This is a genomic window from Microcoleus sp. A6-C6 (genome assembly GCF_036705955.1).
GTDB lineage: Bacteria > Cyanobacteriota > Cyanobacteriia > Cyanobacteriales > Microcoleaceae > Microcoleus.
Genome location: NZ_JAUBVR010000007.1, coordinates 107,480 through 118,933, shown reverse-complemented (window position 1 = coordinate 118,933; position 11,454 = coordinate 107,480). Strand labels below are relative to the sequence as shown.

Here is an 11,454-nt window from a genome sequence, read left to right as displayed (position 1 = left end):
CTCTGGCTTTTCGCTCATCTGACTACATTACCATATTTTTCGGCTCTCAATCAACTATTTTTTACCTGAATCCTTACGTTCTGCCTACCTTCAATATGAAATGCTGGCCACACCTTTGAAAAAACTTAATGGTTTGCGAAACAGTCTGGTTTTTGGCAAAAATCCAGCTTTAGCAACTAGCTTTGGCAGCATTGTGCAGCGGTGGCTGGATATCTTAGAAACATCCCGAAAAACTCTAGAGGAAGCAGCTTTAGATTCAGCAGAAATCCCGCAAGTTTATGTCGCTGGGCCAGCCCTCAACCCAGAAAATTCTAGCAGTCGCTTCAAAGGGCGTTTGGATGTATTTCGATAAATCGAGTCTTTGGCTCGTTCCTCTCAACCACCTGTATTATTGCTGTATGGAGGCCGTCGCACTGGAAAAACCTCCGCCCTCAAGTTTTTACCTCAAAAAGTTGGCTCAGAATTAGTGCCGTTGTTGATCGACTTTCAGGGTGCAGCAATGACAACAACCTTGAGCGGTTTAGCCGAGTTTATCGCTGATGCAATTGTGGAAGAGGCGCGGCGCAACCGCAATTTTCAATTACCCGCCATTGACAGAGAATCGCTAAAGACAGAACCGTTTATGGCTTTGCAAAAATGGTTTGGGCAAATCGAAAAAAAGGCGCCCGGAAAGCGATTTTTGTTGTGTCTGGACGAGTTTGAGCGGTTGGAGGAAGTTGTAATGATTACCGGAAGTCGATCGCCCCTGAACTTTTTGCGCTACATTTTGCAGAACCGCGCTAATTGGATATTGCTATTCAGCGGTTCCCATACTTTGGACGAACTAAATCCTTATTGGAACGATTATTTGATTAATACACAATCTTTACGGATGACGTATTTGCAGGAATCAGAGGCGCGAGATTTAATTCGGAATCCTATTGATGATTTTCCCGACATTTATACAGAGGGCGCCATTGATGAAATTATTTACTTAACCCGGTGTCAGCCTTATTATGTACAACTGATGTGTCGCGTACTTGTCGATAGCCTGAATGCAATAAACAGAGAAAATGCCCGGTTAAATCAGGAAAAACAAAAGCAATTAGCAGCAGAAAACGTGCAGGCTGCAATTCTCACAAGTTTGGAACAAGGGGGGGCTGCATTTCGAGAACGCTATCAAGAATTAACGGAATCAGAACGAGAGTTTTTGCATAAATTAATCAATGAACCAGTTTTAGCGGTAAGAGAAAGTCGTTCGTGGCAGAGACTTGTGGAGAAAGAAGTGCTGGAGGTGACTGAAGAAGGTTATCGTTTTCAAGTACCCCTCTTTCAGAAGTTTGTAGAGATTCAAAGTAGGTGATCAGTTATCAAAATCAAACACGTTATACCCGAAATACCGCCAGGGGTTTAAACCCCTGGCGGTATTTCGGGTTAAGCGATATTTCTGGTTAAGTTGAAACGATGAAAGGGAATAACAAAAATGATATGAATTCTATCCATCAGCATCGCTCGGATAACCAAATTGGTCTGGTAATTCAGCAGAGGTAATTTGCAGAATCTCTAGCAACTTCTTGTATTGCACAGGCGTTAGCTTCGGTACAGATCGCCCCGATTCCCAGTTGCTTACCGTCGCTTCCGTAACGCCAAGTGCTTCTGCTAGCTGCTTTTGAGTCATAAACCGCTGAGTTCTCAATCGCATTAAGGGCGATCGATCGGCTCTTTCTGAGATTCCCATAGGCTATTTGTTAACTTATATTAAATACTTTAGATTTTGCCTAAAATAATTGACATCTGCCCTAAACTAATTTAGACTCAAGCCAATAAAGATTAGACAGCACCAGAACCGCAACTTGTGCTGTAGGGGAATTGTTGTCTTTTCTTCAATCTGTCATTGTACGCGGTTTTACCGTTACAAAGCATCAAACCTATCCCAAATTGTTTGTCAAAACTATGCTGCAAGATTCCGCATCGAACCAAGTATCGCCCCAAGTTTTAACCAACCAAAGCTTTGAGGCCGATAATCGCGAATCCATCCGTCATGTCATCATCGGTTCGCCGCTGGGAGTACGGCGCACAATCCACCAACTCCACGCCTTGCGCTACGCGGAAGTTGCTCGTTGGACGCATCCCATCGCCATTCCCGACAATCGCATCATTATTACACCGGAACAAGGAGAAATCATGAGTTTGTTAGTCAAGTTAATTCGGTTGGATTGAAGTGTCAAATGTGCGATCGACCGTAATTCCTGTAGGGGCGGGTTCGCTTAGATATATAATGAAAACGATCGCTCCAGTAAACCCGCCCCGGCCGAGATGTTCAGCTTAATTATTTCTTAGTCCGCGGAGGCGGACATTGTTTGTATAGCAGCGGTTTCAACCGCCAATTTATTGCGAATTTATTAACTTATTACAGCCAAATTGTCAACCCCCAAAGGTCGATAAATTGTATCTCTTTGCTGATAATCCCGCCCCAAAGAACGAATCGCATTCTGCAAATCTTCCACAGACTGACAACTGCCGCCAACCGCACCGGCCATCGTGGTAATGTGCTCCTCCATCAAAGTGCCGCCGATGTCGTTGCAGCCCCATGTCAGGGCTTCTGTAGCTCCTGCTAAACCCAATTTTACCCAGCTTGGCTGATGATTGGAAATCAAATTTCCCAAAAAGATTCGAGATACTGCGGTGAGTAACAATGTATCTGCTAAAACTGGTTGATCGCGGCCGACTCTACTGCGTAAAGGAGCCGGTGCATCCTGTCCGACAAAGGGCAGTAAAATGAATTCTGTGATGCGCGCTGGATAGTTGTTGTTAATTGCTGTTTGTTGGAGCGATCGCACTTTTTCCAAATGCAAAACCTGCTGAGAGGCCGTCTCAATATGCCCGCAAAGCATCGTGCTCGTTGTCGGCAAACCCAGACGGTGAGCAGTTCCTACAATTTCTAACCAAGTTGCCGAATCTAGTTTTTCCGGGCAAATTATCCTCCGCACCGCATCGTCGAGAACTTCCGCCGCAGTTCCCGGCATCGAACCAACTCCGGCGTCCTGCAAAGCAGAAATTACATAACTGAAACTCAGATTATCTTGTCTGGCAATAAATTCTATTTCTTGCGGCGAAAAAGCGTGCAAGTGCAACTGCGGAAACTTATCTTTAATAGTTTTTACCAATTGCAGATAATAAGGCAAAGATTGGCCGTTCAGTTTAGCTTGAAGATTTAAGCCGCCCTGCATACAAATTTCCGTCGCATCCCGTCGCACTGCATCAGTTGCCTTCTCCTGAATTTGGGCTGCATCTAACCAAAATGCGCCCTCGTCTCCCTCGTCGCGGCGGAACGCACAAAAACTGCAATGCTGCTCGCAAATGTTAGTAAAATTAATATTGTGATTTATAACATAGGTGACTGTATCCCCTGATTGTCGGCGGCGCAGCAAGTCAGCGGTTGCTTGAATTTGGGCGAGATCCTCTGGATCTCTTGGCTGCAAAAGTACCAATGCCTCGGCGGTAGAGATGTTGTAACCTTGTAAAGCGCGATCGAGAATTGCATCCACAGTTTTCTTTTTAACTCAACTACAGAATTACTGCCTAGAATTAAGGCGTTTTCATATTTTAACGAATCAATTAGAGAGAAACGATATTCTAAAATCTCAACTACTACCAAACCCTGATTGACTTTCTGGAAACTGAAATTATGGGCATCAACCAAGCAAATCAGGTCTTGACAGTGCCGTCTGGGCCTTTGCAAATTCCTGTTGTACCGACTTTCGGTTCAACTTTTACAGACGCAGACACACCGCCCATTTATTTTTCCCTCGTCATTCCGACCTATAACGAGTGCAAGAATGTCAAGAGTATTGTGGAACAATTGAGCCAATTGCTCGATGGCGTGATTCCCGGCAACTACGAATTAATTGTAGTCGATGACAACAGTCCCGATCGCACCTGGGAAGTTGCCCAGTCCTTGACAGCCGAATATCCGCACTTGCGCGTGATGCGGCGCTCAGACGAGCGGGGACTTTCCACCGCCGTAATTCGCGGGTGGCAAGCCTCTAGGGGCGAGGTTTTGGGGGTGATCGATGCCGACTTGCAGCATCCCCCGGAGACGCTGTTGCAGCTTTTATCAGAAATTCAGCGGGGAGCCGATTTGGCCGCTGCGAGCCGCCACGTTGACGAGGGCGGGGTGAGCGACTGGAGCGTTGTCAGGCGATTGTTGTCACGGGGAGCTCAAATAGTCGGATTGATCGTACTACCGGGAGTGGTGGGCCGAGTTTCCGATCCGATGAGTGGCTATTTTATGGTGCGCCGCAGTTGCGTTGCCGGTAAAACCATGAATCCTGCCGGTTACAAAATTTTGATTGAAGTGCTCGGGAGGGGGGATATCCGCTGGATTGGAGAAGTTGGTTACGTGTTTCAGGAGCGGAAAGCAGGCGAGAGCAAAGTTACTGGGAAACAGTATATTGAGTATTTGCGGCATTTGCTCATATTGCGGTTTGCCCGCTGGCCGATGGGTAAGTTTCTGCGGTTTGGCCTTGTGGGTTTCAGCGGCGTGTTTGTGAATATGGCGGTTTTGTACGTGCTGCGCGAGATATTCAATTTGGAGCTGACTCGCAGTCTGATTCTTGCTGCTGAATTGGCAATTATCAGTAACTTTTTTTGGAATGATTTGTGGACTTTTGGGGATATTTCTAAGCGGCAGCCGGGAATGAAGCAGCGCTTGAAACGGCTGTTGAAGTTTAATACAATTTGCTTGATGGGTTTGATTTTGAATGTGCTGCTGGTTAATGTGATGTTTAATATTTTGGGGATGAATGAATATTTGGCGACTTTAATTGCGATCGCAGTCGTGACTCTGTGGAATTTCTGGATTAATATGAAGCTGAGCTGGCGGGTGACGGAAGTTGACAGTTGACTGTTGGCAGTTGACTGTTGACTGTTGGCAGTTGACTGTTGACAGTTGACTGTTGGCAGTTGGCAGTTGGCAGTTGGCAGTTGGCAGTTGGCAGTTGTCAGGGAGGGTTTTAAACAGTTGATAGTTAACAACTAGCAACTAGCAACTATCAACTGTTAACTGTCAATTATCAACTATAATAACTGTTCTTCCCAAGACCTTTGAATGACTGAATTGATGATTAAAAATAAACAACTGTTGTTGCTCTTGCTGTGGATGGCGATCGCCCTAATGCTGCGTTTTGCCAATTTGGACTCGAAACCGCTGTGGACGGACGAGTTTTCGACTCTGGTGTTTAGTTTGGGCAACAGTTTTCGCGGAGTGCCGATCGATCGCGCGATCGCACTTTCGACTCTACTACAACCATTGCAATTTCGTCCCGATGCTGGCATTGCAGATGTCTTAAACCATTTGCTGCTAGAAAGCAACCATCCGCCAGTATATTTTATGCTAGCCCACTGGTGGATGCGGTTCTTTGGGCCGACTGACGATAGTTTAGTGTGGATTGGGCGATCGCTGCCGGCATTATTGGGCGTTATTTCAGTACCCGCCATCTATTTTTTAGGCAAATTTGCATTCAATTCTCGTTTAGTCGGTCAATGTGCGGCCGCAATGATGGCAGTTTCTCCCTACGGCATTTATCTCGCTCAAGAAGCCCGCCATTATACTTTAGGAATCTTATTAGTTATTGCCTCTCTTTTTTGCTTGACCTTAGCTGCTAAAAAACTGCAACAGCGCGCTCCGCTGCCTATTTGGGCGCTGCTGCTTTGGATAGTTGTCAACTGTTTAGGAATTGCTTCTCACTACTTTTTCGTGCTGACTTTGTGTGCTGAAACCATCGCCTTAATTGCTGTAATTTGGCTGCAATTTAATCAGAAATTGGCAACTTCAAATAATCAGCAGTCGAATATTTGGCAATTTCAAATTATCTGGCGGCTTGTCGCAGTAGCGCTGGGGACTTTAGCTGGCGGTTTAGTTTGGCTGCCGGTATTTTCGTCAAATAAATACGGCAGTGAACTAACTAATTGGATTGTCAGTGGCGATCGCACATTATTAGATGGGATCAATCCGATTGTTCAAGCTTTAGCTGGATGGATCACTGTCGTGTCGCTGCTGCCGGTGGAATCCTCAAATTTGGCAGTAGTGGCTGGATCTGCGATCGGCATGGCAATATTTTTGCTTTGGGCACTTCCCCTGCTGCCAAACGCTCTTAAAAATTCCTTAAAAACGCCAAATACTCATTTAGGTACTGTGATTTTCGGCGGATTTGTACTAGGAGCAATTTTCCTATTTTTCAGCTTTGCATACATTCTAGGAATTGACCTAACTCGCGGCCCTCGATACAATTTTGTCTACTTTCCCGGCGCGATCTTATTGTTAGGAGCAATCTTAGCAGTTATTTATAGCACACCTACAGTCAAAAGTCGATGGTTTAATTTACCTGCCGTAGAAATTTCTGGCAAAAAAGCAGTCATGCTAATTTTAGCAATGGGTTTTGTCAGCGGTATCACAGTAAATTCCAATCTCGGCTATCGCAAATATTACAAACCAGACCTTTTAATTCCCATTATCCGCGAAGTCTCGAAAGTTCCCGTGTTAATTGCCACTACTCAAAATACTCATGTAGAAATAGGAGAATTGATGGGGATAGGATTGGAATGGGAAAGAAGGAAGAAGGAAGAAGGAAGAAGGAAGAAGGAAGAAGGAAGAGGGAAGAAGGAAGAAGTTAAAGCCTTTGATTCTCCACGGTTTCTTTTAGTTAAGCAGAGAAGGGATGCGCCGGAAATTGTGGCGGGGATACTCGATCAGACACTCAGTCAATTAGAACGTCCGCTAGATTTGTGGTTAGTAAATTTTCGCGCACCTGTCAACTTAGCAGCACAAAAATGTCAGCTTGAATCGCGCCAGTTTCCGGGTGTAGATGGGTATGAATATCAAGTTTATCATTGTTCTAGGTCATAGTTGTAGGGTGCGTCGCTTGCATAAAATCCCTAAAAAAAATCGATCGCGCTTTTGATTAAAATAAGTACGTTAGGGAACCTTCGTGATATCGATCGCTCAGATCGCGTAAAATTGGATACAACAAGCTTTTAAATGCGATCGCTTATGTCCAGATTTCTCCAAAATTTGCTGCTACCGTTGCTGTTGATACTCAGTAATGGTTTGTTGGGTTGGCTGATCAACCAACTACCGGGTAAACAAGACTTAAAAATATCAGACCCCCTGATACTCGGACTGACTGTAGTGTGTCTATTGGCACTTTTCATCTTCACTGCTATATCCAGTCAGTCTCAGCCGAGTGCAACACCTGGGAATCAAAACTGGCTTGTTGGTTTTTTACCCCTGCTGGGAGGTGGCATCCTGTTCGGACTCTTGAAGGGGAACTACATAGCTGCTGAATTCAGCCCAGTAGTTTTTTATACATCTCTCGTGATGTTTGGTTTGGGGACTGTGCTGCCACCCGTACTGCTTTTACCGAGACAATGGCAGAACAGATTGGTATGGTTTCCGCCCGGTTTTGGACTGGCAGTAATGTTGTATTTCATACTGAGGGGGGAATGGACAGCATCATTTTTAGCTTTGGTTGTGACTGTAATTGTGATGTTGTTTATCCATCTCATCAAGTTTCTCATCCCAGTTACTAACCAACTTGCACCGAAGTTTAGGGCAAAGAGACAGCAACTTGCAGATAGTTTTGCAGACGGGATTTGGAATAAAATTGAAGATTCAACCTCACCTTTTCAGCGGGAATATTACAAGGGCTTGACTTATATCTGTCGAGACTATCAAACACAGGGATTGGATAGAGACAGAACTCTGAAGTTGCAAAAAGTATTTGTGCCGCTCAAAATTGCTGCAACAGAGGCAGCGAATACAAGTCACAAAATGATTCAGCCACTAAAGGATGAAGGAAACAACTCAAATGAAACACAAATTTGGAGTTTTGTAGCAGCGATAGATAAGAATCCGGCATTGCGGCGCATGGCAGTGTTGGGCGCACCCGGTTCTGGGAAAACTACGGTTTTGAGATATTTAACCCAGACTTATGCCACAAAGCAACAGCGGAAAGTGCATCGGAAAGCGCCGAAACTGATTCCGATATTGTTGTATCTCCGAGATGTGCGTCAGGAAATTGTGAACAATCATCAACTGCCTCTGGCAGAGTTAATTACTCAGCAGGTACAGCAGCAGCACCAAAAATATCCACTGATGAATCCACCGCCTAACTGGTTTGCCGAAAAATTACGTCAAAACCAATGTTTGGTAATGTTAGATGGATTGGATGAAGTGGCGGATGAATCCCAGCGCCAGCAAGTAAGTCGTTGGGTAGACGAACAGATGGGGGCATACCCGGACACAGCTTTTATTTTAACTTCTCGACCTTTTGGTTATAAAACTGCGCGGTTGCAACAAGATGTGACTGTCTTAGAAGTGCAACCATTTAACCTAAAACAGATGCAGCAGTTTATTGGTAGCTGGTATTTGGAAACAGAGGTGATGAGTCGCGCTGGACAAGATGATAAGGGAGTGCGGGCAGAGGCAAAACAACAAGCTGATGATTTAATTCAGCGGATTAAGAATAGCAAACCTCTGGCGGACATGGCGGTGAATCCTTTACTGCTAACAATGATTGCCACAGTCCACCGTCGCGGTAGCGCCTTGCCGGGAAAACGGGTAGAACTTTACAAAGAAATTTGCCAGATTTTACTAGAAAAGCGACAAAGAGCTAAAAATATTGCGGATACACTAACAGCCACGCAAAAGCAATCTGTTCTGCAAGTGCTGGCATTTGAATTAATGCAGCAAAAAACTCGCGATTTCCAGCTATCCGATGGAATTGATTGGATTACAGACAAGCTGGCAAATGTAGCTGGTAACGGTACGAATTCAGAGAGTTTTATCCAGCAAATTCGGGATGTGAGTGGGTTGTTAGTGGAAAAAGAAGTAGGCGTTTATGAATTTGCTCATTTGAGTTTCCAGGAATATTTAGCAGCGGTTCAGATTAAGGAATCGAACCAAGAGAGTCTGTTAATCGGAAATATTAATCAATCTTGGTGGGCTGAAACTATCCGTCTTTATGCAGCGCAGAGTAATGCTAGCAATCTGATTCGTGCAATCTTGGCGATGCCATCTCCATCTGTTGAGGAAATGGCACTCGCCTATGATTGCTTGGACGAGGCGTTGAGTGTAAATCCCGACGTTCGGCAACAACTGCAAGAAAAGTTAAACACAGATTTGGAAAGTCGATGACAGAAAGATTCACCTTAGCAGCTAACGTGTTGTTATCCAGGCGTCTGCAAAATCTACTGCGGATTGATGAGAATGTCGAAATTGACATGAGTTACATCACCTGCGCCGAATATCAGCTTTTTATTGATGAGAATCTGAAAGCAGATGAACATCGTCAACCTGACCATTGGAAAAGTTACAGATTTCCGCCAGGAGATGCTCAAAAACCCATTACTGGAGTACGATCTAGTGATGCTGAGGAGTTTTGTGAATGGTTAACTCAGCAGCAATCTGCATTGGGATTTAAGTACAGACTGCCAACTCTAGCTGAAGTAGAGGAGCATCCAGTTACAGAAAAACAATTAGGATGCTGGTGTTTTGATGGAAAACAGCGAATCCTTGCAGGAATAGAAACAGGACAGAAGCAAACTTGGGAACAGAAATTAGCTGAGGTTTTGGTTCTCAAGCTCAACCGCGACCGCGACCTCGACATCTACCTCGACCTCGACCTCGACCTCGACCTCAACCTCGACCTCAACCGCGTCCTCAACCGCGACCTCAACCGCGACCTCAAACCCGACCTCAAACCCGACCTCAACCGCGACCTCAACCGCGACCTCAACCGCGACCTCAACCGCGTCCTCAACTCCGACCTCAACTCCGACCTCAACTCCGACCTCAACCGCGTCCTCAACTCCGACCTCAACTCCGACCTCAACCGCGACCTCAACCTCATTCTCGACTACGAGCTCAACTTCATCCTCTACCGCGACCACGAACTCGTCCTCAAACTCGTCCTCAACCGCGACCTCAATCACGACCTTTACCGCGACCTCTACCGCAACCTTCACCGCGACCTCTACTGCGACCTCAACCGCGACCTCAACCGCGTCCTCAACCGCGACCTTGAAGCCCAGTTTAAAGCAATTGAAACAAGCAAAAGCAGTAATTTTCTTTTATACTTTCCTCTGCTTTCTATTCTTGTTATCTATCGTTTCTTGTCAGCAACTTATGAGGTAATCTCCAAAAATAAAAAGGCGCTCAATACAATTAAGTTAAGCGGTCAAGAAAGTGAAGCTATTAGCAGTAACTATCTAAAGAGTCTCAATGAAATCTACCCACTTTACGTTTACTTGGTATTACTAGATGAGCGACAAGCGGGTCGGATACCTGCATGGGAGAGTATTCGGATTGTCAGGGAAAGAGTTGAGTAGCAGATATAGTTAGCGAAGTATGTCATTGCGAGCTCTTAGCTAAGCAATCGCAAAGACTATGATACTTCTCAATTAATTGAGACAGGCGAGCAATTACCTTGTTAACTGAACCGTATTGAGATATATAATACGGTTCTGATAAGAGAGTCCTGGAGATAGAACAGTGTGAAAAATATATACTGCGATTGCTTTGCTAAGACGCTCGCAATGACAAAAAAGGGTTAACCCAAGCGTATTGAAAATATAACAATCAATTGCCATCATGATTTCTTCCAAGGACACGCAATTGTTTATGAAATAGTATTTTCAATCTTGCCTGACACTATCGGGCACGCCCACCGCCGAAATACCCGATATCGCCCTTAAATTCTGACACCGAATCAACTCATTAAAATCCAAACTGCGCCCTTCAATTTGAGCCACAGCTTCGATCGCCCCCAGCAGATGTCCCGCCGCTTCAGATTCACTGTAACCACGCCTTCCCGCGACTCTAATCGCCGTTTCATCAGCATCTAGCTCTACTTGCGAACTGCGATTGTCGCGCCAAATTCGAGTCATCGCCAATCCAGTCAACCCACCGGCGATCGCAATTCCGATCGCATCACCCTGCAACAACTCTACAACAGTGCCGACAATTCCCGCCACAGCCGCACCTTGATAAATATCCGCTTTAAACCACTTAAAATTTCCCAAAAAACTCACATTTCGCAATAGCAGTAAATCCCGCTGCGGCTTAGATAGCAGCCGCCACAAATCAAAATTAATATAAATCGGGCGAGATTGATGCCAAGGTAAAGGAAAATCGCAATCAATCACCGTCGATTGTTGAGGCTTATTAATAATTTTACACGTCATGCGACCGGAAGCGGGCATCACATCTAACAGGCGGCGAATTTCTGGTTCGGGATTCATAGTTGAAGGAAGAAGGAAGAGGGAAGAGGGAAGAAGGAAGAGGGAATTTACTACTCGTTACTAGGCTCTGCCTGGTAACGCAGATCCGGAGGCTCTGCCTCCTTTTTTCCAGTCGAGGCAGAGCTTCTGAATATCGGTTCCAAGGCAGAGCCTTGGAACCAGTTAATCTGCAAA

Annotated in this window: 11 protein-coding genes; 8 read left to right on the top strand and 3 right to left on the bottom strand. The window is 45.3% G+C overall.

Going from position 1 to position 11,454, the window contains the following annotated elements; translation table 11 throughout:
• The first annotated feature begins 100 nt into the window (after positions 1-100).
• Together QUB52_RS05290 and QUB52_RS05285 are read left to right on the top strand one after the other, a co-directional pair.
• Positions 101-352 carry a hypothetical protein gene (locus tag QUB52_RS05290; RefSeq protein WP_332972438.1) on the top strand — a complete coding sequence of 84 codons (252 nt, stop codon included), beginning with the start codon at positions 101-103 and terminating at the stop codon, positions 350-352.
• Between the two features lie 9 nt (positions 353-361).
• On the top strand, positions 362-1,342 hold the full coding sequence (locus tag QUB52_RS05285; RefSeq protein WP_332972437.1) for a hypothetical protein: 981 nt from the start codon (positions 362-364) through the stop codon (positions 1,340-1,342).
• A gap of 132 nt (positions 1,343-1,474) precedes the next feature.
• Here QUB52_RS05285 and QUB52_RS05280 read toward each other — a convergent pair whose 3' ends face one another.
• Positions 1,475-1,717 (bottom strand): helix-turn-helix domain-containing protein, encoded by a 243-nt coding sequence (locus tag QUB52_RS05280; protein WP_332968226.1) that lies wholly within the window; start codon positions 1,715-1,717, stop codon positions 1,475-1,477.
• Between the two features lie 215 nt (positions 1,718-1,932).
• Between QUB52_RS05280 and QUB52_RS05275 the strand changes: the two genes are divergently transcribed.
• Complete coding sequence (locus QUB52_RS05275) at positions 1,933-2,199, top strand: hypothetical protein (protein WP_106149473.1); 267 nt, start codon at positions 1,933-1,935, stop codon at positions 2,197-2,199.
• Positions 2,200-2,381: 182 nt separating this feature from the next.
• Here the strand turns inward: QUB52_RS05275 and cofH are convergent, their stop codons facing one another.
• On the bottom strand, positions 2,382-3,527 hold the full coding sequence (cofH, locus tag QUB52_RS05270) for a 7,8-didemethyl-8-hydroxy-5-deazariboflavin synthase subunit CofH (RefSeq protein WP_332972434.1): 1,146 nt from the start codon (positions 3,525-3,527) through the stop codon (positions 2,382-2,384).
• Positions 3,528-3,667: 140 nt separating this feature from the next.
• Between cofH and QUB52_RS05265 the strand changes: the two genes are divergently transcribed.
• The 4 genes from QUB52_RS05265 to QUB52_RS05250 all read left to right on the top strand — a co-directional run bounded on the left by QUB52_RS05265 (position 3,668) and on the right by QUB52_RS05250 (position 10,368).
• Positions 3,668-4,885 carry a glycosyltransferase gene (locus tag QUB52_RS05265; RefSeq protein WP_332972433.1) on the top strand — a complete coding sequence of 406 codons (1,218 nt, stop codon included), beginning with the start codon at positions 3,668-3,670 and terminating at the stop codon, positions 4,883-4,885.
• Between the two features lie 204 nt (positions 4,886-5,089).
• Entirely contained in the window at positions 5,090-6,886 is a 1,797-nt protein-coding gene (locus QUB52_RS05260) for a glycosyltransferase family 39 protein (RefSeq protein ID WP_332972432.1), read from the top strand.
• Positions 6,887-7,030: 144 nt separating this feature from the next.
• Positions 7,031-9,175, top strand: a complete 2,145-nt coding sequence (locus QUB52_RS05255; RefSeq protein WP_332972431.1) for an NACHT domain-containing protein — start codon at positions 7,031-7,033, stop codon at positions 9,173-9,175.
• Entirely contained in the window at positions 9,172-10,368 is a 1,197-nt protein-coding gene (locus QUB52_RS05250; protein WP_332972430.1) for an SUMF1/EgtB/PvdO family nonheme iron enzyme, read from the top strand. Before QUB52_RS05255 ends, QUB52_RS05250 begins: the two co-directional genes overlap by 4 nt.
• 306 nt (positions 10,369-10,674) lie before the next feature.
• Here QUB52_RS05250 and QUB52_RS05245 read toward each other — a convergent pair whose 3' ends face one another.
• The gene (locus tag QUB52_RS05245) at positions 10,675-11,280 is read right to left on the bottom strand and encodes a DUF3318 domain-containing protein (protein ID WP_332972429.1); all 606 of its coding nucleotides are present in this window, start codon (positions 11,278-11,280) and stop codon (positions 10,675-10,677) included.
• Here QUB52_RS05245 and QUB52_RS05240 point away from each other — a divergent pair.
• Positions 11,222-11,344: a hypothetical protein gene (locus tag QUB52_RS05240; protein ID WP_332968298.1), complete on the top strand. Its 123-nt coding sequence runs from the start codon at positions 11,222-11,224 to the stop codon at positions 11,342-11,344. The genes QUB52_RS05245 and QUB52_RS05240 overlap by 59 nt on opposite strands.
• The last annotated feature ends 110 nt before the right edge of the window (positions 11,345-11,454 follow it).

Excerpts from the sequence above, each read along its gene's own strand:
- QUB52_RS05290 (WP_332972438.1), top strand. The coding sequence starts at position 101 with ATGCTGGCCACACCTTTGAAAAAACTTAATGGTTTGCGAAACAGTCTG.
- QUB52_RS05265 (WP_332972433.1), top strand. The coding sequence starts at position 3,668 with ATGGGCATCAACCAAGCAAATCAGGTCTTGACAGTGCCGTCTGGGCCT.
- QUB52_RS05245 (WP_332972429.1), bottom strand. The coding sequence starts at position 11,280 with ATGAATCCCGAACCAGAAATTCGCCGCCTGTTAGATGTGATGCCCGCT.
- QUB52_RS05275 (WP_106149473.1), top strand. The coding sequence starts at position 1,933 with ATGCTGCAAGATTCCGCATCGAACCAAGTATCGCCCCAAGTTTTAACC.
- QUB52_RS05250 (WP_332972430.1), top strand. The coding sequence starts at position 9,172 with ATGACAGAAAGATTCACCTTAGCAGCTAACGTGTTGTTATCCAGGCGT.
- QUB52_RS05260 (WP_332972432.1), top strand. The coding sequence starts at position 5,090 with ATGACTGAATTGATGATTAAAAATAAACAACTGTTGTTGCTCTTGCTG.
- QUB52_RS05255 (WP_332972431.1), top strand. The coding sequence starts at position 7,031 with ATGTCCAGATTTCTCCAAAATTTGCTGCTACCGTTGCTGTTGATACTC.
- QUB52_RS05240 (WP_332968298.1), top strand. The coding sequence starts at position 11,222 with ATGCGACCGGAAGCGGGCATCACATCTAACAGGCGGCGAATTTCTGGT.
- QUB52_RS05280 (WP_332968226.1), bottom strand. The coding sequence starts at position 1,717 with ATGGGAATCTCAGAAAGAGCCGATCGATCGCCCTTAATGCGATTGAGA.